This window comes from Clostridium sp. YIM B02506, from assembly GCF_022324845.1.
Taxonomy (GTDB): Bacteria; Bacillota; Clostridia; order Clostridiales; family Clostridiaceae; genus Clostridium_T; species Clostridium_T intestinale.
Genome location: NZ_JAKGTG010000001.1, coordinates 26,680 through 50,544 on the forward strand (window position 1 = coordinate 26,680; position 23,865 = coordinate 50,544).

Here is a 23,865-nt window from a genome sequence, read left to right on the forward strand (position 1 = left end):
TGCATCTATAGGGGTTTACCTTTCTCTATTTTACTTACTGTTATGGCATAGTAATGTTCTCTAACCTTCTATACATTTCTGAATTAGTCTAGATGCTCTTAAGCATCATAAAGATCTAATCCATATTTTTTTGCTTTTCTAACTACATTAGATTGATTAATTTTTAACAGCTCTGCAACTTTTCTAGTTGTTTTACCTATTTTAAAGGCTTTTATCAATTCTAATTTTTCTAGTTCCTCAACCTTTTCTTTTAACCCCATATCTTTCTTTATATTTTGCTCTATATTCTCTACTCCAAGAATTGAGATTATTGTTTTTTTAGAGACTATATTATCCTTATCAGATATCAATACTATACGTTCTACTATATTTTGTAATTCTCTTATGTTTCCAATCCATTTATAGTTATTTAGTGGTTCATATGCACTTTCCTCAATTTTAATACTTTTATCATACTTATTATTAAAGATGTTCAAAAAATACTCCGCTAGTACTTTTATATCTTCTCTTCTTTCCCTCAATGGTGGAATATTAATAGGAAATATATTTAAACGATAGTATAAATCCATTCTGAACTTACCTAAACATGCAAGCTCATAAAGATTACCATTTGTGGATGCAATGATTCTAATGTCCAATTCTATAGGTTTGAGTCCTCCAATTCTAGTAACTTCTTTTTGTTGTATAACTCTCAGTAGTTTAGATTGCAGTTCTAAAGGCATGTCTCCTATTTCATCCAATAAAATTGTTCCTTTATTTGCAAGTTCAAATAATCCTGCTTTTCCTGATGTATTAGCCCCTGTAAAAGATCCTTTCTCATATCCAAAAAGTTCAGATTCTATAAGATTTGCAGGGATGGCAGAACAGTTTACCTTTATATAAGGCTTGTCAACTCTATTACTATTCATATATATTTCCTTAGCCACAACTTCTTTTCCTGTACCTGTTTCTCCTGTTATTAATACTGTAGCATCAAGCGAAGCAATTCTATTTATTAACTCTCTTATGTTATCTGTTTCTTTACTCACACCTATCATAGATTTATTATTTTTATTTTTTATAAAATCAACAAACCCATTCTCTCTTTTAATTTTTTCTTCCGATAAAGACTTCAAATATATCTTAGATTTATTCAACTGTTTTTTTAGATTTATTACCTCAGTTATATCTCTACTAATAATTACTACCCCTAACTTAGTGCCATCCTCTCCATATACAGGACTAGCAGTCGTAGCTACAGTTATTTTATTAATACTATGCTCTCTAGCTACTCTGACAGATTTATTGGTTCTTAAAGCCTCTCGTGCAATATCTGCTACATACCCCTCATGCACTAATTCATCAATACTTTTGCCAATAATCTCTTCTGTATATCCAGTTAATCTACTAAATGCAGAGTTAAGATACATAACAAACCCATTTGCATCAACTATATGAATACTATCATCTGAACAATCAGCTATTACTTTCAAATTATCAACTGAATATACTGTACTTAAAATTTCATTTAACTTGTTAATTAATTTTTTATTATTTTCATTTTGAGCTTTCTCTAGTAGTTCTTTTATCGTATACAGTGATTTAATTTGCTGCTCTTTAATTATATTTTGATTTAAAAGCTTCATAATTCCTCCATAAATCCCGCCGTGTAAACCTTATTATTAGTGTCCTGCTTATTTTATATCTTGTCAATGATAAATGTTTTTATTGTCATCTAATTGAACTTATGCTTTAAATTTGTTATTAAACAAAATAAAAGGTAGTACTATCTCAAAGCGGATTTACTACTACCCTTTTTATTTATTCTCTTTTAAGTTTCACTCTAAAATTGTCTTAAATAGCTAAATTCTCAACACTTTCTTTGTCAAAAATTTCTATTCTTGTTCTTATTTTATCATAGGGTGGTTTTTCACCTGCTACTAAATAATTATATAGATAAATTACCGGGTCATAGCCTTGTCTAAATGGGTCTTGTCCAATTGCGCAAGTTAATGAACCTTTTCTGATGTTTTTAACCACTTCCTCTGTAGTATCATACACAATTACCTTTATCTTTTTTGCCATTCCTTTTAATTCTAAAACTTTTACTAACTCAGCTTGTCCTATAGAAACTAAAAGAATTCCATCGTAATAATTATGTTTGTTAATATAATCTTCTAATTCTCTTTCTACTTTATTACTATCAAATGGATTTTGAATTATCATTTTTTCAATATTTATATTTTTATTTTTTGATATAGTATCAATAAATCCACTTGTTCTTCTTTCAATTTCTCCGATTACCATATTAGTGGATACTATTAACACATTTCCTTTGCCGTTTATGTAATTTTCCATAGCTTCTGCTGCAACAATACCTGATTTATATGCATCTTGCCCAATAAACGCCAGTCTTTTACAGTTTATATCACTATTAAATGTCATAAAAGCAGTTCCTTTATCAATTTCCTTATTAACAACTTGTGATGCTTCTTGAAAAAATCCAAGTAATGAGATTCCATCATATCCTTTTCCTGCAACTTCCTCTAAAAACTTGGGAAAAGCTTGAGGAGATAGCTTTTCTTGAGGTATTTCTATAAAATCAATATTTGCATTGCTATTAGATAAATTTTTTTGTGCATACAGTACTCCGCTATACATGAGGCTCCATATATGCCCAAAATTCGGATTTATACTAACTACTGCAATATTAATAGTCTTATTAACATTTTTCTTAATAGGTTTTATATCAAAATCAAAATATTTAAGTATATTTTCTATCTTATTTAATAATCCTTGTAATGATGCAACATTAGAATTAATCTCTTGAAATTCGGATAATTCCTGCTGTATAATATCCGATATTTCCTCAGTATCATGTGATATTCCTATTGATGAATCAAATACTTTTTTACTTAAGTCTGAAGTTTCTTTTGCTGATTCATCAATTATTACTGCTTCATTAACTGTTCTGTTAATTTCATTTAATACTAAAATATTTTTTTCCTTAATTTCATCAAAAACATTTTTCATTCTCAGAAATATTTCATTTCCTTTTTCAAAGTTTTCTATACTTCTCTTAATACTTCCATCAACATTTTTACTATTACCTAGTACATTTTCTAAAATCCCATTAATTCTTCCTATGCTCTCCTTAGTTGCTTGAGCCATTTTGGTAATTTCGTTTGCTACAACTGAAAAACCCTTTCCTGCTTCCCCTGCTCTTGCTGCTTCTATGGAAGCATTTAAAGATAATAACTTTAACTGTTCACTTAGACCTACTATAAAAACAACCATATCAGATATTTCAGCAGCGCTTAAATTTAATTTTAAAATAAATTCCTGAGTATCTTTTATACTAGTAAAAATAAGTTTTAAACTTTCATCATAGGCTGCAAGATCTTCTTTTCCAGCAGTTGATACGATACTTGTATCAACTGCCATTTTTTCTAGCTCTTTTAATTGTTTAGATATATTGTTAATACTCTCGTAAATATTGTGAATTTTGGAGTTAGTTCCCTCTATCTGATTCAATTGTTTTTTTGATGTAGAGGAAATTTCTTGTATTTTTCTATAAACATTTTCATTTCCTAAGTAAGATGAATCCATACTTTTGGAAACATTTTCAGTAGATTTAAATAAAGTAAGTACATTTATTTTTGTATTATCAGAAAATAATAAAAGATTAGCTTTCATTTTATTAAATGATTGTGCAAGTATTCTTATATCTCTGTTGTTCCAAATAATAATATCGTTTTTATTTAATTTCCCCTCCGCCATATCTTTTGCGCTATTTATAACCTCACTTAAAGATTTCATGGTTGTATTATAAATTATAAATATACATACTAATGATATAATTGATATTCCTAAAAATACTGTAGTAATGGACTTAGTATATATTTCTTCAACTTTAATATTAGTTTGTATCACAAAGGAAAAGATACTTATCGCTAATATAACTACTAACAAGTTAAATTTTAGTCTTGTATTTAGCTTTAATATTATTTTTGAGTAAAAATTTTTCTTTTTTTTCATTGTACTCAGCTCCTAAGATAAGAATTCTTTTAATATACCTCTATCTTCATCAATGCTTCAATAGTATCCTGAACCTCCTTAGATTTAAATCCCATAAACTCCATATAAAATAATTGTTGTAATGATTTAGATAAGCTTTCTTTATCTTTACTTTTTATCATTAAAGATGCCAAAGGTAATTTCTCATTCACTATTTTCATCGCTTGTTCATCTAATGCAAGTTCTTCTAGCCTGCTTTCAGCATTAAATATTTTTCTATAATCTTTAATAGGTTTATAGCTTATATCATATACTCCGCCACCAAGCTCTATTATATCTCCATCATATTCTGGTAATATCGCAATAGCAGTACAGTTGAATGGAACTTCAAAATGCATTTCTATAGTGCCATCTTTATTTATCCTCCAATTTGATACATATCTCCCACCAACAGATTCATATGTGCAATTCATATAGTGAAGTTTAATATTTAACTTAGGTTCAAATTTAACTTTTTTAAATCCGTTCTCTAAAGGCTGTATACCTGCAATATGTTTATACATAAATTCTACAACTGCACCATATGCATAGTGATTGAAGGAATTCATTCCAGTTCCACTTACTGTTCCATCCTCAAGTAATGAATTCCAACGTTCCCAAATAGTAGTTGCTCCTAAATTCACGCAGTATAACCAACTCGGAAAACCTTCATGAAATAAGAAATAGTATGCTAGATTCTCCATACCATTTTCACAAAGTACACTACATAAAAGAGGTGCTCCAACAAATCCACACTTAATTTTGTAGCAATCTTTTTCTAATCTTAACTTAAATCCATTTACAAGTTTTTCTTTATCTATATATATTCCAAACTTTAATGCTATGATGTAAGCAGCTTGCGTATCAATAGTCAAACGACCTGTAGGTGAGAAATATTCATTTAATATTGCTTTCTTGATTTTATTCGCTAACTGTCTATACTTATTTGTATCTTCCTCATTATTAAGCGTTTCAGCCATCTTAGATAGGATATTACTTGACTCATAGTAGTATACAGAAGCTATAAAGTAATCATCCGTTCCACCTTTAAAACTCTGTGGTGTAATACCATCTAAAGCCAGCCAATCACCAAAATGAATACCTGTATCATATAAATTATGTTCTCCATTTCCCTTATCTATTTGAGTCACATAATCTACCCAGTCTTTCATCAATGGATAATACCTTCTTATTGCATCTTGATCTCCATAGTATTCTAACAATACCTTTGGGATAAATGTTGCCGCATCTCCCCATACGCTGCAAGCACCACCTAATGCTCCCAGATTAGGAATGTAATTAGGTATACCACCATTTAACTTCATTTGTTCATTACGTAAATCATGTAAAAATTTATCATAAAAAGCTCTTGTATCCATATTATAGCTTGCTGTAGGTGCAAATACTTGAGCATCACCAGTCCAACCAAGCCTTTCATCTCTTTGAGGGCAATCTGTTGGCATATCAACAAAATTAGATTTTTGACTCCATATACTATTTTGGAAAAGCCTATTAATTTTCTTATTAGAAGTTTCTATAAAACCAGTCCTATCTAAGTCAGAATAAATTACACTACCAACAAAAGTCTCTAAAGATACTTCTCCAATCCAACCAGTTATTTTTACATATCTAAAACCAAAATAAGTGAAATGTGGTCTTACTTTTTCTAGTTCTCCTTTTGATATATAAATAAATTGTGCTTTAGCTGTACGATAATTTTCATTATAAAAATTACCATTCTGAAGAACTTCTCCGAATTCTAAAGTAATTTTTGTTCCGTAAGGTAATTCTGATATAAACTCCACATATCCTGCAAAGTTTTGCCCCATGTCTATTACTGTTTCTCCTGATGGTGTATGTATAATTTCTTTTGGTTTTATACTCTCTTTCTCAATAACTGGTATACTAAATCTTTCAACTAATTTACTTTTACTTAAATTAATCTTTTCAACCTTAAAAACTGTATTTTCTTTATCCATCCATAATAAACGATTTAGAACTTCTCCATCATAAATTCCACTATCCTCGATATCAGATCCCTTATAACTCCAATCTAAGTCAGTAGCTATAACTTTACTACTTCCATCCTCATATTCAAAGTGTAGTTCTGCTATTGCAGCAAAACAATCTCCAAAATTGTTATTCAAATTATCTAACCCAAATCGTCCCTTATACCAACCATTTCCAAGACTAATTTCAATTATATTATTTTCACTAATCATATTAGTAATATCATAAGTTTGATATTGTAGTTCCGTAAAGTAGTCATTAAAAAATGGAGTTAAATATTCATTTCCAATCTTGTTTCCATTTAAATAAGCTTCATAAAGACCGAGTCCACATATATACAGATTCGCACGTTTAACCTTGTTATTTATCTCAAAATTTTTAAATATTATAGGGTGGAATTTATGTTCTTTTATAGGTCCTATCCAATCTGCTGCCCAGTATTCACCGATTTTTCCAGTTTCAAAATAGCATACATCACTTGTTGCAGTTTCTCCATTATTTCCTTCTACAGTTATACGAAAGAAATATCTGGTTCTTGGTTCTAAATTTATCTCTATTTCTTCACCGATTGATGATAGATTCTTACCTTCCTTACTATATATAATATTTATGAAATTTTTATCTTTACTAACTTCAATTTTTGCTGCAATTTGGATAGTATCCTTAAAATCCTCTACTACCCATGAACATTTTACTTTATCATAATAAAATCCAATTGGATTTCTAATACCGTTTATTTTAACTTTATCTATTTTCATAGAATCTCTCCCTCATGGTTTGTTTAAAAACAAATAAAAATTTTGAAATTAGAAAGGAACTCTTGTACAATACCCAACAGCTCCTCTTCAATTTAAATAATATTCAATATATCTTTAAATTTATTAATCGGATAGGTAATACTTTCATGAAGGGCTGCCTCTCCAATTCCAGCAGAATCAAATCCTCCTCTATTAGCTGCCTCAATTCCTGCTTTTGCATCCTCTACAACAAGACATTCCTTTGGCGATAATCCCATAAATGCAGCTGCTTTCAAAAAGACTTCTGGATTTGGTTTTGATTTTGATATGTTATTCCCATCACTTACCGCATTAAAGTAATCCTTGATTCCTAATTGACCTAATATAAACATTGTATTTTTACTAGACGAACCAATTGCTAATGAAATTCCCTTTTCTTTTAATTTATCTAATGTTTCTTTTATATCGAAATCTAAATCTTTTGATGATAAATTCTTTAATAGTTCTCTATATAAATCATTTTTTTTCTCAGCTAACATAGTTTTCTCAGTATCTGAAATAGTATTGTTATACCCTTCTAAAAGTATTTCCATACACTTTTCTCTACTTACGCCGCGAAATCTATTATTAATTATTTCGTCAAAATAAATACCAAGACTATCTGCCAATTCCTTCCACGCATAATAATGATATTTATCTGTGTGGCATATGACGCCATCTAAATCAAAAATTACTCCTTTATACCTCATACTTTGATTCCTTTCCAATCTGTTTCTACAACTTAATATTTCAAATACTCTTTGCCACAAAATGAATCCACAGGACTTGTACCTTTCCAAGCACTTCTTCCAAGTAACTTTTCTACAACTGTTTCAAGCATGATATTATGATTAGAATAACAGTTAACAAATGTCTTTATCATTGGAACATCTAATAAATGATATGGATTGCCCACACTAACAAATAGAGTAGGAACCTCCTCTACAAACCAAGGTAAATTATTACCTAACCCAAAAAATGTATACCAATTTATTCTAGATGCAGTCTTATTGCTAGCATTTTCAATATTAGCAATATATAATACTAAATCATATTTTCTTTTAATATCAGATACGTTATCAATAGGCATTGTAAAATCTTCTTTTTTATAAGGAATTATTTCAAACCCTTCTTTTGTTAATAGCTCTGTGATCTTTCCCTCCACTCTTTCATTTGATGGAAAATCACCTAGAATTTCAAGTAGAACCCTCTTATGCTTTTTAGGTGATATAGGTAATAATTCTTGTGTATCTTTAATCAAAGTTGCTGCCTCATCTGCACATTCATAAGCCCAAGTTTTATGTTTTTCACAACCAATAATAGCTAAAGATTTTTTGTCAGGCACAAGACAATTATTTTTTTGTTTTTTATGCAACTTCAGAGCTGCTTTTGTAGCAAGTATACGGGTTATAGCTTCATCTAGTCTTTCATCACTTATTATTCCTTCTTCATAACCTTTTTTCATAAATATATAATCTTCTTTTAAATCCTTATTGAATAGAAAAATATCACAACCACAGGCTATGGAATAAGGAACAGCTTTCTTTCTCTCCATTGCAGCTGTAAATCCAACCATTGGAGTAGCATCTGTCACTATAAGTCCATTAAAACCTAATTTTTTACGAAGTAAGTCATTAGTTATCTCTTTAGATAAAGTAGCTGGCATTATCTTATCTTGAAAGTTCGGATTGAAGTATCTTTGATATGCAGGCATAGCAATATGTCCAATCATAACTGTTAAGGCGCCTTCATCAATAAGCTCTTCATATACCACACCATAAGTTTTATCCCATTCCTCACAAGAAAGTGAGTTAACTGAAGTAAGTAAATGTTGATCAACCTCATCAACTCCATCACCGGGGAAATGTTTTATTGACACTGCTACATCACATTCCTTAGCTGCTTTCATGTATTCTTTGCTCATGTCTATTACTGTGTACTTATTACTTCCATAGGTACGTATATTGGTTATAGGATTTCTAAAATTCATATCTATATCTACAACTGGCGCAAATGTCCAATTACATCCAACTGCTGCTCCTTCACTACAACTAACTATACCAAGTCTATATGCATGCTTACTATCTCCTGTTGCAGCTACTTGCATTTGCTTACCAAAGCTTGTTCCATCAATAGCTATACCATCTCCACCAGCTTCTAAGTTAGCAGCAATAAACATAGGAATTTTACTTTTTTGTTGTAGATATCTATGGGTTTCCTGCATTTCTTCTGCAATACCATTACGATATAATATACCTCCAATGTTATACTTCAGTAAATTCTCATCAAGGTAACTAAGTTCATTACTCATTCCTATAGGACAAAATAGTTGACCTATTTTTTCATCTATACTCATCTCTGATTTTGTTTTTATGACCCAACTTATATCTTCTTCTGATAAATAAAACGGCTTTCCAACTAAGTCAATCATTCTACACCCTCTTTTCTTTAGCTACTCTGATTCTTACATTTTTAATCCACATAATAATTTTTTCTTCATTTGTGCTATATCCTATGAATAGTATCATAAATAATCCATAGTATATTGTTGCAAGTGACGTATTTAATCCCAGAGCTGATAGTCCATAATTAAATAAACTAACTGTCAGTGCTCCACTAAATATTCCCAAAGTGTCATTACAAAACTTGCCAAGATATAAACCAATTATTACTGGAAACAAGTTCATAAACATCACCATGGTTGAGGAAAAGCTAGTAGCTGGAACTACTCTAGTCTGAGTTACATACATTACAGTCGCAAATCCTAATAATACACCTGATACTAAATACTTTATAAGTACATTAGGTATTTCTTTTATTCCAATATTAACTGCTGTAATTTGATTGAATGCTAAGGCTCTAGATTTATAACTTATTTTAGTGTGTGTTATAAATACATAATAAAATAGCATTACTCCTATTAGGAGGATATACATTAAAGGTTCTCTACTAAAAACAGTAAATTTTTGAATAGAGTATGCATTAGCACCTTCTGCGCCAAATATTACTCCTGTCATTGCTTCATATATTATAGTAACACCTAAAGACACCATAACTATTGGGAGTTTTAATAATACATACAAACTTCCCATGATAGTACTAAGAATAATACTAAAAATTATACACATACCAAGTAACATCCAAGCACTTCCACCTAATTTTACTGTAACGTTATAAGCAAAAATTGAAGCTAACATAACTACACTACCTATACTAAAATCCATCATTCCGCTTTTAAAGGTCAAACTAACCCCATATGCAACAAACACTGAATAAATTGTGTTCTGCATTATTGATATAAAGCTATCTCTATTACCATAAATATTAATCCCCAAACTTCTAGTTAGAATAAAGAAAATGATAAACATACCAATAGGCAGAGCTACAGTTCCCAGTATATTTTTAAATATTCTTTTGAAATCAATTGCCATAATTATATCCTCTATTCTTTCATTATCTTAGTGCTTCCTCCAAGAATACTTTTAATATCTTGGAGGAATACACCTTATATCATTAAAATGCTATTTTTTATTTTTTTCTACTGCATTCTTTAAATCCATTTTTAATAATTCAGCTTTTAAATTTGAAAGTGTTGCCTTTTCATTGAATGTTACCATTAGATTCTTTAAATCTTCACTTGTAACAAGTGGCTGACCTTCGCCATAATAAGTGTATTTAGTTAAGTCATCAACATCTTCTGAATTTTTAATAACCATTGTAGTTCCATCTAATTGTAAGGCTCCAGTATAATCAGAATATTTATTACCATTAAGAGCATCTAACATAATTGCTAATGGTGCTGCTATAGCTTCTACATTAGAGATAGTTCCCATAACAATATCGCCATTTTTAAACTCTTGTGTTGTTGCACTATCTGTTTGCATTCCTATAGCTAATAATTTAACTTTACCTTTTTTATTAGCACTTACGATTTTAGGATAATCAAATTGTAAACCTGCACCTAATCCTAAAAGAGCATCCATTTCAGCATTAGTATTAATATAAGTATCTATACCTGATCCATCAAAGAAATGTTCATGTGTATCGTATATCTTAACTGTTCCATTCGGATCTAATTCTTTCATCTTTTTACGGAAAGCTTGATCTGCTTTACCTTGTCCTAATATCATTTTTTGTGGGAAACTTGTAACTCCAACATTCTTAAATCCGTTTTCTATTACAACTTGTGCTGCTATTTCTCCTAATTCTGAAGCATTAACTTTTCCATCTGCAACTTGCCCAATAAAGTATTTGCTCTCCTTTACCTTATTAAAAGTATCAGGTATTGATGCAGTATTATAATTAGCATAATACACCTCTGCATCATTGCAGGCCTTAACTACTGCTTCTTGACCAGAGTCCAACGAAGATAAAATTCCATCAACACCTTGTGTTATTAATGCATCTACAGCTGCTAAATGTTCTTGATCATTTGCTTGGCTTGTGCTAAATATAAATTTCACGTTGAGCTCCGAATCCTTTTCAAGATACTCTAAATATTCTTTAAGTGTTGAACCTGATAAAGTTGAATAGTCAAAATTTATAACTCCAATCTTTACAGCCTTTCCTGTTTTCCCATCTTTTGTACTATCACCATTACTTTTACTACAACCAGTAAACATTGATACCATTAAAACTAATACCACAAATAGTGAAGCTACCATCTTTTTTCTCATAATTATTCCTCCATTTATATTATTTTTCTTTATATCATAAAAGCAGTTGCTTAATGATCTTTATCTTGGCAATACCTTTTTTGATTTTGAAACACTTAAAAATACCACTACTAAGAATATTATTCCTTTTACTAAAGGAACTACTTCTACTGGAATACCTGATAGTAGGAGTCCATTCCCAAGAATTACATAAATAAGACTTCCTACAACTGCGGAGCTTATCTTAGATTTTGAGCCGCCAGTTAGAGGTATTCCCCCGAAAATTAATGCTAGAAGAACATCCATTTCTAGCCCTGATCCTGTATTTCTTGTTACACTTCCAATTCTGCTAAGTATGAACACACTAGCTATTCCTACTCCAATTGCCATAGTTAAGTATCCTAATAATTGAGCCTTTAATATATTTATCCCTACTTGCTCTGAACAAACTCTGTTCCCTCCAAGCCCTTTTACTTGTTTTCCTATCTTTGTAAAGTTAAAAATATATGTCATTACTAAAATAAAAATTATCATCACAACTACTTTTACTATAGAATTATTTAGGAAAGAAAAATCTCCATTGGCATATACTGTTGGAGGTTCAGTTGTTCCCATTGTAACTATTCCACGTCCGACAAACATCATACAAAGCGAAACCATAACTGGTGCCATTCCTAGTTTCCCACTTATCCAACCATTCGCAAATGCAAATATAAGAGCAATTACTATAGAAGCTATAAAAGAGAGTGCAAAAGAACCAGTGCTATTTAATATCTGAGCAGATGCTAGCGCTCCTACTCCTACTACAGCTCCAACTGATACATCCATGGCTCCTTGTGAATAAACAAATACTGCTCCACAAGAAACAATCAAGATCGGGAACAATTGGTTAATCATGGATTTAATATTTCTCGAGTTAAAAAGTAATCCTTCACTTAGTAAACCAAAAAATATAATTATCACTATAAGCCCTATATATGGAGTAACTTTTCTAATAACATCATTAGTTTTTAATAAGTGATCATTTTTAACAACTCGTTTTTCTGTCTCTACTGCATTTACCATTCCACTACTACCTCCATTTCTAAATCATGTATTCAATAATATCTTTTTCTGAAAGACTTTCTGAGCGTTCAAATTCACCATTTATTTTATTATCTTTCATGATAAGTACCCTATCACTCATGCCAATTAACTCTGATAATTCTTCTGTAATCATAAGAATTGATTTCCCTTCATTTTTCAGTCTAATCATTAGTTCATACATAGCTTGCTTCACACCAATGTCTACTCCTCTAGTAGGACAATCCATTATTAATATAGATGATCCTTTACCAATCCATTTACCGAAAGATACTTTTTGTTTATTACCTCCACTTAATGTTGATACTAGTTGCTTGTCATCATTACACTTTATTCTTAGAAATTCAATTTGACTTTTAGAAAGTTCTTTTTCTTTCTTTGGACTAATAAAAGTATTCTGTGATAGTGCATTAATTGAAGGTAATGCAATATTCTCTCTTATACTAGCTTCCAAAATTAATGCTTCTTTATCCCTATTTTTTGAAATATACCCTACATTATTTTCTATGGCCATAAGTGGAGATTTAATTTTGTTGTTGTTAACTATTACCTCTCCAGCAAATAGTTTATTTAATCCAAAAGCTACTCTTCCTACCTCATGCATTCCACTTCCAGAAAGTCCTCCAATACCGAGAATCTCTCCTTTATGTAGTTCTAAAGAAAAATCTTTTAAACTTCCATCTGTAACATTACATAACTTTAAAACAACTTCATCTTCGTAAGAGCCATCATAATCTTCTCTGTATAATTTATCACCTATTTCTCGTCCAACCATCATTTCTCTAATTTTTCTAGGTTCAAATTCCTCTTTATTTAGAGTTCCAATAATTACCCCATCTCTTAAAACTGTTAGGACATTACATATATTAAGTAACTCATCTAGGTCATGAGAAATAAAAAGTATTGCTTTTCCTTCTTCTTGTAATTTCTTCATAATTCCATACAAAAGGTTACGTCCTGTTTGAGATAAAGCTGTTGTTGTTTCATCTATAATTAAAATATTTGTATGTTCCTTAATTGCTCTTACTATTTCAATAAGTTTTTTATCCTCCATTCCATAATTATCAATGGATTCATTTGCTTTAATATGTTCAATTCCAACGTTACGTAATGCCACATCTGCTTCATGTATCATAGCTTTTTTATTTACAAAACCAAACCTTGAAAATAGTTCTTCTTGACCTGCAAATATATTTTCTGCTACAGAAACATGAGGAATCGTATTCATTTCCTGTAAAACCATACTAATTCCTTTTTCTTGAGCATCAAGCATTGTTTTAGGCTCATAGTTTTCACCTAAATATTTCATAATACCATTGTCCGGTTTTTGCATACCTGCAATAATAGAAGATATTGTTGATTTACCAGAGCCATTCTCTCCAATTAATCCTCTTATCTCACCTTTTTTAACTTCTAAGCTTACATCTTTAAGTGCTTTTGTAGCTCCAAAGCTTTTATTAATACTTTCAACTTTTAATATCACTTCTATAATCACCTCTCTTGTAGTACGTTTACATTATAACTAACAGATTAAACTTTTTCACCTCTATATCTTGTCCGGTTTTGACTGTTTTTTTTATCCTTATTTCATTTATCTATACATATTTAAAAATATAATTATTATCTTATGACAAATCAGATTAAATTTTTGCAGTAACTTCTTAGTTACATCATTTTTTTAATATATATTTATGAAAAATATGTGCTAAAATATATTTAAACGTTACAATGTATCTGTAGATAGTACTATAATAAATTACTGCAAAGTTAGATTAAATTTTATAATACTTACATAGAAAGGTTGTTATAATATGGATGATAAACATGAAATCATTAATTTTGAAAGTAATATACCTATACGTTGTTTTATTCATAGGTTAGGTTATTCTTCTAGACATTGGCATAATAGTATCGAAATGCTGTATGTTCTTTCAGGTCAAGTAAACATATCAATAGATTATAAAACCTGCACACTTTTAGAGGAAGATATTATACTTATCAATTCAAACGAAATTCATGAACTTTCTGCTGAAGATTGTACTATGATTGCCTTACAAATTGATACTTCCCTCTTTGACAAACGCATAATTAATGAAAGTCAAATACAATTTGAATGTAACTCTAGTTTATTTAAGGATAAAAGTGATTTTTCAAATATAAAGAGTATTATTGCTCAATTTATTAAAGCTGATGCACTTAAGCTAGAGTCAACTGAAATATTAGGAATGGCTTTATCTTATTCTCTTTTATATGAATTAATGTCTCACTTTAAAGTTGATAATCTGCTGACAAATATGAATCAAGCTCAAAAAAACTTAGAGCGGTTATCTAGAATAATAAATTATATTAATGATCACTATAGAGAAGATTTGTCTTTATATGAACTAGCTGAACTTGAACATCTATCAGTACCCTATCTTTCTAAATTTTTCACCAAAAATATGGGAATAAATTTTATGTCCTATATAAATAAATTAAGAATTGACACAGCAGTAAAAGAGTTGCTTGCATCTGATGATTCAGTTGAAACTGTAGCTTATAACAGTGGTTTTCCTAACGCTAAAGCATTTGTGCAGCTATTTAAAAAGGAATATAATATGCTCCCAAGCCAATATAGACATCAAAACAAAGGGAAATTAATAACAAATATTAAACCACCTTCTCAAAATCCAGGTAATAACTATGTTATTTTAGAACAACACGACTATTTAAAACGATTAGCAGAATATCTACCCCATACAGATGAATTTAGCATTATTGATTCCTATAAATTATCAACTACATCAATTATTTCTAGAGAAATTGATGTTACACAAGTTTCAACTAAGTTAACACATACATTTAAAGTATTTACTGCTGTAGGAAAAGCAAAAGAAATACTATACGCCGAAGTCCAGGATATGCTTAGAATTGTACAAAAAGAAATTGGATATGAGTATATAAAGTTTCATGGTATCCTCTCAGATGACATGAAGGTTTATACTAACAGTACTAATAAAGGAATTATCATAAATTTTACCCTTATTGATAAAGTACTTGATTTTATTATTTCTATAGGCTTAAAACCTCTAATTCAACTATCATTTATGCCTAAAGCACTTGCAAAATATCCTGAAAAAACTGTTTTTACTTCTGGATTTATAACAAGTGAACCTAATGATATAAATGAATGGAATCGACTAATTAAGGAATTTACTATGCACTTAATACAACGTTATGGTAAAGAAATAGTGGAACAATGGAAGTTTAGTGTGTGGAATGAGCCTGATACCCCTGAATCAATGTTTTCTATGTCATCTCAGGAGGTATTTTATTCTTTCTATAAAAACACTTATGATACTGTAAAAGCATGTGATGAAAATATTTGTTTTGGAAGTCCATCCAGCTATTTTGTTACTCTTGATGACAATAATTGGTTAATAAATTTCACAAAATGGTGTTATAAAAATAATTGCATACCAGATTTCGTTAACATTCATTTTTATGGAACAGACTTTGTAAGTAGTAATGAGCAAATAAAAAATACATGGGACTTAGAAAATGGACTTAAACTTAGTGAAGACCCGGATGTGTTTAAGAAGTTTGTAGACTTAATTAAAAACTATGTCAGATCTTCATATGGTACTAAGCACGATATATATCTAACTGAATGGAACTCTACTCCAGCTCATTTCGACCTTATGAGTGATACTTGTTTTAAATCTTGCTACATTGTTAAAAATCTTTTAGATAATTATGACCGTTTAGATAGTTACGGCTTTTGGGTATTAACTGATTTTTTTGAAGAGAATCCAATTCCTACAGAAATATTTCATGGTGGGTTAGGTCTATTTACATATAACGGAATAAAAAAACCAAGTTACTATGCTTTTTATTTAATAAATAAACTAGGCTCCCAATTAATATCTAAGGGTGATGGCTACTTTGTAACTAAGGAAAAAAATGAATTTAGAATTATGCTTTATAACTACAAACATTATTCTTCCTTATATGCTAATGGTGAAACCTTTGATATGACATTTACTAATAGATATACTCCTTTTGGTTCAGAAGACAAAAAAGAATTTAATTTACAATTAAAAGGAGTTGAATCTGGAAGATATGAAGTTACTGAATATATTGTTAATAGACAATATGGGAGCTGCTTCGATAAATGGTTAGAGATGGGTGCTAAGCCTCTTACAACAAAAGAGGAGTTTGATACCTTAGGCGCTTTATCAAGACCTATGATTAATAAATATACAGTATCCTCTATTGAAAATGACTTGAATATAAATTCAATCTTAGATCTATTGGAAATACGTTTTATTTCAATAAAGAGAATGTGAAAAATCTTGTGTGAATTATAAGAAGGACAGTAAGCAGATTATCTAAAATAAATCTACTTACCGTCCATTCAAACCCTCCACTTTAGCAATAATGCTGAATGGATTATAAGAACAACAGACCCTTCTGCCCTGTAGAACCTTTTCTCCTCAAAAGGTTCATTAGATTCCTTTTAACATCTATTCTGTAGGAGCTTCTTCTCAAGCTCCATTAGATTCCTTCTAACCACTGCTCTGCAAGAACTTATTCCAACATTCCTATGTTCCTCTTTTCCACTGTTCCTATGTTCCAAAATTCCAATGTTTCACTTTGCCGCTGCTCCGCTGTTCCTGTGTTTTTACACATTTACACAATAATGCTGTGCTTTTTTAAAACTCCTACATACAGCTGATTCAATTGCTTTTCATCTGTAGAACTCTTTATCGACTTAATACAAAAGTTTACTTAAAAAAACAAAAAAGCCACTAAAAAATCGTAGCTTTTATCTGATTAAATCCTACTTATAAAATTATGATTTTCTTTTAATCCAATTTCTTTCCTCTATAGTTAGCTTTCCATTTTTAGTATGATAAACATACATCTCTCTACTCTTATCCTTTTTATGTTTTTCAGCATATTCTTTAAGAGCTTCTTTCCCATTATCATAGACATTTATAACTGAAAACTCTTCAACTATCCTTTTATTTTCCTCGGAATGAGCTTCTATTGCTTCAAGTAAAATCTACTTATTCTGATATACTTTTCTTGCTTTCTCCCATTTCACAAAAATCACTCCTAACTTTCATAATTTTCTTCTAAACTTTTCTTATCATTAAATTATCTCATAACACTCCTATGTGACTTATTGTCTGTAGTTAACTATATTACTTATATTTTATTATAATTGCACATAATAAAAAATGTAGTAAATTATAAAATCACTACATTTTTTAATGCATATCTGTAAATTTTTTATTTCTACTATTTTATAATATAAACTTTAAAATACCCAAAATAGCAATAACAATCCCTATTATACTAGTTGTCCTATATATCTTAACGGAAACTTCATCATCTTTTTCTTTTCTTAAATAATATACTCCTCCAAAGGTTAAACAACCCCCTAAAAGCATTAAAAATACAGGTAATATTAATTCTTTCATCTTTAACTCCTCCAATTTAACAATAATGCTGAGTGTATTATGACAACAACAGATCCTACGTTATGCACATCTGCCCTGTAGGAGCTTCTTCCCAAGCTCCATTAGATTCCTTCATCCTAACTTCTCCAATTTAACAATAATGCAGAATGTATTATAACAACAACAGATCCCACATTATGCACCAACGCCCCCACTATAGGATTTAAAACGCCAGTCATTGCTAATATAATAGCTACAAAGTTTAATATCATTGATATGATGATATTAATATTTATTGTCCTCATTGTTCTCTTTGAAAGTTCTATTAAGTGTGGTATAGCTTTTATATCATCACCTATTAGGGCTATATCTGCTGCTTCAACTGCTATGTCGCTGCCTATTCCTCCCATGGCAATTCTCACAAAGGATTTCTTTAAAGCTGGAGCATCATTTACTCCATCTCCTACCATACAAACTCTTTGATCTCCACTTTGGAATTTATCAATTATGGATAGTTTATCTTCTGGTAAACACTCTGAATAAAATTCATCAATTCCTGACGCTAAAGCTATATTTGAAGCAGTTTGCTTATTATCTCCTGTAAGTAAAACCGTATCTTTTCCTAACTTCTTAAGATTCTCAACCATTTCTCTAGAATTATTTCTTAACACATCTTCTAATACTATAAAACCTTTTATTATAGCGTCCTCTGCTAAAAATACAATAGTACATCCTTTACTTCTGAATTCTTTAACTTTATCATCTTGAGAAGAAGTTAAAACTATATTATTTTCCTTTAGCAGCCTGTCATTTCCTGCTAAAAGCTTATTATTATTTATAGTTCCGTATACCCCTTTACCTATTGCCATCTTAAAATCTGTTATGTCTTCTAGTTGCAACTTTGAGACTGAATTAAAATGGTCTACTATTGCTTTTCCTAATGGATGTTCTGATGATTTCTCAACACTAGCTATTAATTTTAATAACTGCTCTTCTGAAGTAGATTCATCAAAAGACTTAACTTTAGTAACCTTAGGTTTTCCATAAGTTAATGTACCTGTTTTATCAAAAGCTATCTTTCTTACTTTTGATAATCTCTCTAGGGCATCTCCCTCTTTAATTAAAATACCGTATTTAGTGGCATTTCCTATACCTGCCATTATTGCTGTAGGAGTTGCTAATACTAAAGAACATGGACAAAATACAACTAGTATTGTAACTGAACGTATGATTTCTCCTGTAATAAACCAAGTTGCTGCTGCTGATACTAAAGCTATAACAACAATCCAAGTTGCCCACCTATCAGCCATTCCTACTATTTTAGCTTTTCCAGCATCTGCTGACTTAACAAGACGAATCATTCTTTGAAGTGAACTATCTTCTCCAACTTTTGTAGCTTTCATTTCAAATGCTCCAAATTGGTTTACAGTTCCACTAAACACTTCATCTCTAACCTTTTTATCTACAGGCATTGATTCACCAGTCATAACTGATTGATCTATTGAGGTTTCACCTTTTATCAAAACTCCATCAACTGGTATAGTTTCTCCTGGTAACACTTTAAGAATATCATTCACCAATACCTCTTTAGCAGTAACTATCTTTTCTTCTCCATTTTTAATTACTCTTGCTGTAGTTGGCGTTAGGTTTACTAATTTTTCAATTCCTGCCTGAGCCTTTTTAACAGTGCGCTCTTCTAATAATGCACCTAAGGTCATAATAAATGCAACTTCTCCAGCTGCAAAGGTCTCTCCTATTATGACTGATGCAATTAAAGCCATAGATACTAATACGTCTGCTTTAATATCAAATTCAGTAACTAATCCAATTATTGCCTCTTTAATTATAGGAAGCCCACATAAAATAATTGCAATCCATGCTAAATTAATAGGAGCTTGTACCAAGTCAAAGAAACTAAATATAAGTGATATTACTGAAATTATAAGTCCTAATATGGTGCGCTTTTCTTCATCTTTAAATACTGAATTTACTATAGCCATAAAAATATCTCCTTTTCTATATACCTATAGGGGTATATGTATATAATATTGTTGGAATTATTTTTTGTCAATAAAAAAGTGGCTAGCGCCACGCCCCCTGCGGGGAAATAGTTTCAATATTCAGACAAGGCTCTATTCATATGTGCCTTGTCTATATTTATTTAAAAATTAATATTTATAAGTTTTATCATAAACACCTTTGTAATTCTGTGGTCTCATTACTCCGCCACATGCTTCGCATGCGAAACTTGGTGGTTCATTTATATTGCTTTGATCCATCTCATCAAAGTATTTAACCACTTCTTCTGGGATTTCTTCTTTTACTCCACATTTAGTACAAATGTATAAAACTACATTATCCTTTTTTACCATGTTTCTCACCTCGCTTAAGTTGCTACAGGCTTTATTCTACCATATATTATTCCTTTTACCATTGCATAATCTTCAATGGCTTTTTCAAGCTTTTCGGAGGCTTCATTTATAAATTTATCCTTTAGCATTCCTCTAATAGATCCATAATTTTTATACACAATATCATAAAATATCATCGATTCACCACAAACAGGACATTTCCTAGGTTCAACTCCAAAGCTAGCTAATATTCTATATTCCCATCTTCTTATACTCTTTTTTAAATCTAGAATTCTCTTATCTAACATTTTTATAAGATTATCTTTCAATTTATTTCTACTAGTATAAAGACCAAAATACCTAATCATCTTGAAGTTTTTATCAGGTATATGGACTATTAACTTTTTTATAAACTCATATACATGAACTTTTTCAACAATTCTTTTGTTATCTTCATGTCGAGTATACTTAAAGGTTACAAACTTTCCATCATAGGCTAGTATTCTTGATTCCGCTATCGCAGGGCGACCCACATATCTACCAACATACTTAGCTGCTACTTTGGCTGATTTTATCTCATTTCTAGCATGAACATAAAATCCGTTATCGTGTTTACTATATAACTTATTTTTAAGTTCTTTCATTTTTTTCTTATCTTTACATTCATCAATAAGAGCATAAAGCAATAACTTTTGCCATCTTTTTCTTAGCATTTCATAAGGAAAGTGTCTTATATGCTTCCATGGATTTTCTTTACCAGCTCCACCTTCAGTAACCATCATATGTACATGAGGATTCCACTTTAAATCTCTGCCAAAAGTATGTATTACAGTTACTATTCCTGGTGTATAACTTTCCTTCTTATTTTGATCCTTATGCCAAGTTAACACTGTTTTTGCTGCGCATTGCGGTAATAATTTCAAAAGATTCCTTTCCCTTTGAAATATCTCTCTAAGTTCTTCAGGAATTGTAAAAACAATATGTCTATGTCTTACATTTATCAATTTCCCCAACATATTTTCAATCCAATTATCTACATATATCTTTCCGCAAGATGTGCAGAATCTACTTTTGCATGTGAAGGCTACTTTTTTACTTTCATTACATTTGTGACATTTAAATTCAATATATCCTTTGCTTAAGTCTCCACATTCTAAAACTTTCTCAACTTCTCTTTTTACATTTTTTCTTACTCTATGACCATATAATTTTAAAAACTCTTCCCAATGATTTTTTAGTATTATAGCAATTTTTGACTTCATTATTCATCACCAAAAAGTATTTTACTATTTTTTACTTATAAATACAAAATGGCTCTCCATAAAGGCTAAGCCACTAAAAAAATTATAAAAAAATTTGCACTTTCCTATGCAATAAAAAAGTGGCTGTCGCCACTTCGCTAGGGAACCCTATGTCCTTTCAGGCCTGGGTAAACCCGTTAAAGACCATTTAGGTCTTTAACCCTTCGACGACACTGCGTGTCTGAGACCCCTTAGAAATCCTCTGCTTGCACATAAAGATTATTAATCCTTATGCCCTCCTTAACAGGCAGGGGAACACAACTTCCCCTGCACCCCTTGCCTTTTTTATTGCATAGGAAAGAATACACTTTCCTATGCAATAAAAAAAGCAGCCATAATATGACTACTTACTTTCCTATGACATTCTTGAAAAATGTTCTATGGCTTTTGCAAATTCTTTAATTGTTTTATCAGCATCTCCATGTTCTATACCATCTTTTACACAATGGCTTAAATGTCCCTCTAATACTACTTGCCCAACTTTATGTATTGCGCTTTTAGCTGCATTTATTTGAATCAAAATATTCTCACAGTCTACATCTTCATCTACCATTCTATCTATAGCATTTAACTGTCCCATGATTTTCTTTATTCTTCTATGTATATTATCTGAATCCATACATTGACGCATGATAATTCCTCCATTCGCTAACCCCATAGTTATTAATATGTAGAAAGAATATCATTCATATTAACTAATGTCAACTTTAGCTGTCTTTATAATATTTTTTCAAAAGCTATTCTCTCATTTCCATCAAGCAAATAAATTACTCCACAGTATTCAAAATTATTTTTCTTAAGAAGTCTCTGCATAGATAGATTTTCTCTATGCGTATCAACCTTAATACTATGCACATCTTTACTTAAACAAAGTTCTTCGATTCTTTTTATAATTTCAGATGATAAACCTAGTCCCTTATATGTATTATCAACTGCTATTCTATGTATTACTACATATTTATCGTTAGTAATCCATTTGCCATCATATATATTGTTATATGTGCTTTCCCCATCAAAAGAAACTGCTGCAGTTGCAACAACACTATCATCCTTTACTAACACATAGCTGTGTCCACTTAAAATATCATTATTTATTGTTTCGCTATTTGGATAATTATTTTGCCATTGATTTATGCCTTTTTCCTTAAAATAGTCTTGAGCTTGTTTTATTACTGCCATTACATCATCAACATCTGTTTTAAGTGTTTTTCTAAAGTTCAATTCCATGTTCACTATTCATTCCCTTACTGTTTAATTCTCTTATTATCACATTTTCTTTAAAGTGTGTAAAGCTAATTACATTTCTTTTTTTAATGAATTTGATAATAATTTAAAGCTCCCTATTATAGAAGTTCGTTGTTCACTAGATAGCTGGCTAAATGCCTCTATTTCTGCTAACTTAAGCTTTTCAAGAATATTATCTGCAAATTTTTCTCCTGCTTCAGTAAATCTAACAATTTTATTTCTACGATCTTCTGGATTAGTTTCTCTAAAGACATATCCATTCTTTTCAAGAGAAGCTATTATCACTGAAATTGTTTGTTTAGGCAATAGTAATTTACTGCAAATCTTATTTTGAGTACAATAGGGTACTGAAGTCTTTATAATATATAAAGTAAATAAAGTGGTATCTTGTATACCATGTTTTTTAGCCCAAATACTATATATATTATTTATTTCAAACCAGGATTCATAATAACTATCTATCTGTTCAATTAATTCCTCTTTATTACTCACTCTTAAACTCTCCCCTTAATTTATATTAAGTTTAACATATTAATGGCTGACTCCACTTAAATTTAACCCAACTACACCTATTACTATTAAAACTATAGATACAATCTTTAGTGCATTTATACTTTCTTTAAAAATAAATACTCCTATTACGGTTAATATAACTATTCCTGCAGCAGACCATATAGCATATGCTACACTAATATCTATTTTCTTCAAAGCCATTGATAAAAATGTAAAACATAAAATATATCCAAAAAAAGTTCCTATAGTAGGTGCTATTTTAGTAAATCCATTGGATACCTTTAATAAAGTTGTAGATATTATTTCAAACATAATTGCCAGAATTAAATATAACCAGTTCATAAATTCACCTCTAAATTAATGAAATTAGTCCATATATGGACTAATTTTATCTTAATCCTTTTTAAATAGCTTGTCAATATCACTAGTAATAAAAAAGTTCAGCAAAA

The 23,865-nt window shown here is 30.2% G+C and carries 18 protein-coding genes; 1 reads left to right on the forward strand and 17 read right to left on the reverse strand.

Going from position 1 to position 23,865, the window contains the following annotated elements:
• Window positions 1-98 precede the first annotated feature (98 nt).
• The 9 genes from L1S49_RS00115 to L1S49_RS23350 all read right to left on the reverse strand — a co-directional run bounded on the left by L1S49_RS00115 (window position 99) and on the right by L1S49_RS23350 (window position 14,042).
• Window positions 99-1,625, reverse strand: coding sequence for a sigma 54-interacting transcriptional regulator (locus L1S49_RS00115; protein WP_238902011.1), 1,527 nt, complete (start codon window positions 1,623-1,625; stop codon window positions 99-101).
• A 208-nt stretch (window positions 1,626-1,833) separates the two neighbouring features.
• Window positions 1,834-4,017, reverse strand: a complete 2,184-nt coding sequence (locus L1S49_RS00120; RefSeq protein WP_238902013.1) for a substrate-binding domain-containing protein — start codon at window positions 4,015-4,017, stop codon at window positions 1,834-1,836.
• A gap of 29 nt (window positions 4,018-4,046) precedes the next feature.
• A complete protein-coding gene (locus tag L1S49_RS00125) occupies window positions 4,047-6,803 on the reverse strand; it encodes an alpha-L-rhamnosidase (RefSeq protein WP_238902014.1) in 2,757 nt (918 codons plus the stop codon).
• A gap of 92 nt (window positions 6,804-6,895) precedes the next feature.
• Entirely contained in the window at window positions 6,896-7,531 is a 636-nt protein-coding gene (gene pgmB / locus L1S49_RS00130) for a beta-phosphoglucomutase (RefSeq protein ID WP_238902016.1), read from the reverse strand.
• Window positions 7,532-7,563: 32 nt separating this feature from the next.
• A complete protein-coding gene (locus L1S49_RS00135) occupies window positions 7,564-9,252 on the reverse strand; it encodes a glycoside hydrolase family 3 N-terminal domain-containing protein (protein ID WP_238902018.1) in 1,689 nt (562 codons plus the stop codon).
• A gap of 1 nt (window position 9,253) precedes the next feature.
• Complete coding sequence (locus L1S49_RS00140; protein WP_238902020.1) at window positions 9,254-10,252, reverse strand: hypothetical protein; 999 nt, start codon at window positions 10,250-10,252, stop codon at window positions 9,254-9,256.
• Between the two features lie 90 nt (window positions 10,253-10,342).
• A complete protein-coding gene (locus L1S49_RS00145; RefSeq protein ID WP_238902022.1) occupies window positions 10,343-11,497 on the reverse strand; it encodes a hypothetical protein in 1,155 nt (384 codons plus the stop codon).
• A 60-nt stretch (window positions 11,498-11,557) separates the two neighbouring features.
• Window positions 11,558-12,541: an ABC transporter permease gene (locus L1S49_RS00150; protein ID WP_238902024.1), complete on the reverse strand. Its 984-nt coding sequence runs from the start codon at window positions 12,539-12,541 to the stop codon at window positions 11,558-11,560.
• 19 nt (window positions 12,542-12,560) lie between these two features.
• The gene (locus L1S49_RS23350) at window positions 12,561-14,042 is read right to left on the reverse strand and encodes a sugar ABC transporter ATP-binding protein (protein WP_238902026.1); all 1,482 of its coding nucleotides are present in this window, start codon (window positions 14,040-14,042) and stop codon (window positions 12,561-12,563) included.
• A gap of 328 nt (window positions 14,043-14,370) precedes the next feature.
• Here L1S49_RS23350 and L1S49_RS00160 point away from each other — a divergent pair, with 328 nt between their 5' ends.
• The gene (locus tag L1S49_RS00160) at window positions 14,371-16,887 is read left to right on the forward strand and encodes a helix-turn-helix domain-containing protein (RefSeq protein ID WP_238902028.1); all 2,517 of its coding nucleotides are present in this window, start codon (window positions 14,371-14,373) and stop codon (window positions 16,885-16,887) included.
• Between the two features lie 963 nt (window positions 16,888-17,850).
• Here the strand turns inward: L1S49_RS00160 and L1S49_RS00165 are convergent.
• The 8 genes from L1S49_RS00165 to L1S49_RS00200 form a co-directional block, all read right to left on the reverse strand.
• Window positions 17,851-18,027 carry a hypothetical protein gene (locus tag L1S49_RS00165; protein ID WP_238902030.1) on the reverse strand — a complete coding sequence of 59 codons (177 nt, stop codon included), beginning with the start codon at window positions 18,025-18,027 and terminating at the stop codon, window positions 17,851-17,853.
• Between the two features lie 116 nt (window positions 18,028-18,143).
• Window positions 18,144-20,006 carry a cation-translocating P-type ATPase gene (locus L1S49_RS00170; RefSeq protein ID WP_238902032.1) on the reverse strand — a complete coding sequence of 621 codons (1,863 nt, stop codon included), beginning with the start codon at window positions 20,004-20,006 and terminating at the stop codon, window positions 18,144-18,146.
• Window positions 20,007-20,174: 168 nt separating this feature from the next.
• The gene (locus tag L1S49_RS00175; protein ID WP_238902034.1) at window positions 20,175-20,378 is read right to left on the reverse strand and encodes a hypothetical protein; all 204 of its coding nucleotides are present in this window, start codon (window positions 20,376-20,378) and stop codon (window positions 20,175-20,177) included.
• Window positions 20,379-20,392: 14 nt separating this feature from the next.
• Window positions 20,393-21,619, reverse strand: a complete 1,227-nt coding sequence (locus tag L1S49_RS00180) for a transposase (RefSeq protein ID WP_238902036.1) — start codon at window positions 21,617-21,619, stop codon at window positions 20,393-20,395.
• 394 nt (window positions 21,620-22,013) lie between these two features.
• Window positions 22,014-22,289, reverse strand: a complete 276-nt coding sequence (locus L1S49_RS00185) for a metal-sensing transcriptional repressor (RefSeq protein WP_073022733.1) — start codon at window positions 22,287-22,289, stop codon at window positions 22,014-22,016.
• An 86-nt stretch (window positions 22,290-22,375) separates the two neighbouring features.
• Window positions 22,376-22,879, reverse strand: a complete 504-nt coding sequence (locus tag L1S49_RS00190; protein ID WP_238902304.1) for a GNAT family N-acetyltransferase — start codon at window positions 22,877-22,879, stop codon at window positions 22,376-22,378.
• A gap of 75 nt (window positions 22,880-22,954) precedes the next feature.
• Window positions 22,955-23,395, reverse strand: coding sequence for a MarR family transcriptional regulator (locus L1S49_RS00195; protein WP_238902038.1), 441 nt, complete (start codon window positions 23,393-23,395; stop codon window positions 22,955-22,957).
• Between the two features lie 39 nt (window positions 23,396-23,434).
• Entirely contained in the window at window positions 23,435-23,758 is a 324-nt protein-coding gene (locus tag L1S49_RS00200; protein WP_238902040.1) for a multidrug efflux SMR transporter, read from the reverse strand.
• Window positions 23,759-23,865 lie beyond the last annotated feature (107 nt).

Excerpts from the sequence above, each read along its gene's own strand:
- L1S49_RS00115 (WP_238902011.1), bottom strand. The coding sequence starts at position 1,625 with ATGAAGCTTTTAAATCAAAATATAATTAAAGAGCAGCAAATTAAATCA.
- L1S49_RS00120 (WP_238902013.1), bottom strand. The coding sequence starts at position 4,017 with ATGAAAAAAAAGAAAAATTTTTACTCAAAAATAATATTAAAGCTAAAT.
- L1S49_RS00125 (WP_238902014.1), bottom strand. The coding sequence starts at position 6,803 with ATGAAAATAGATAAAGTTAAAATAAACGGTATTAGAAATCCAATTGGA.
- pgmB (WP_238902016.1), bottom strand. The coding sequence starts at position 7,531 with ATGAGGTATAAAGGAGTAATTTTTGATTTAGATGGCGTCATATGCCAC.
- L1S49_RS00135 (WP_238902018.1), bottom strand. The coding sequence starts at position 9,252 with ATGATTGACTTAGTTGGAAAGCCGTTTTATTTATCAGAAGAAGATATA.
- L1S49_RS00140 (WP_238902020.1), bottom strand. The coding sequence starts at position 10,252 with ATGGCAATTGATTTCAAAAGAATATTTAAAAATATACTGGGAACTGTA.
- L1S49_RS00145 (WP_238902022.1), bottom strand. The coding sequence starts at position 11,497 with ATGAGAAAAAAGATGGTAGCTTCACTATTTGTGGTATTAGTTTTAATG.
- L1S49_RS00150 (WP_238902024.1), bottom strand. The coding sequence starts at position 12,541 with ATGGTAAATGCAGTAGAGACAGAAAAACGAGTTGTTAAAAATGATCAC.
- L1S49_RS00160 (WP_238902028.1), top strand. The coding sequence starts at position 14,371 with ATGGATGATAAACATGAAATCATTAATTTTGAAAGTAATATACCTATA.
- L1S49_RS00165 (WP_238902030.1), bottom strand. The coding sequence starts at position 18,027 with ATGAAAGAATTAATATTACCTGTATTTTTAATGCTTTTAGGGGGTTGT.
- L1S49_RS00170 (WP_238902032.1), bottom strand. The coding sequence starts at position 20,006 with ATGGCTATAGTAAATTCAGTATTTAAAGATGAAGAAAAGCGCACCATA.
- L1S49_RS00175 (WP_238902034.1), bottom strand. The coding sequence starts at position 20,378 with ATGGTAAAAAAGGATAATGTAGTTTTATACATTTGTACTAAATGTGGA.
- L1S49_RS00180 (WP_238902036.1), bottom strand. The coding sequence starts at position 21,619 with ATGAAGTCAAAAATTGCTATAATACTAAAAAATCATTGGGAAGAGTTT.
- L1S49_RS00185 (WP_073022733.1), bottom strand. The coding sequence starts at position 22,289 with ATGCGTCAATGTATGGATTCAGATAATATACATAGAAGAATAAAGAAA.
- L1S49_RS00200 (WP_238902040.1), bottom strand. The coding sequence starts at position 23,758 with ATGAACTGGTTATATTTAATTCTGGCAATTATGTTTGAAATAATATCT.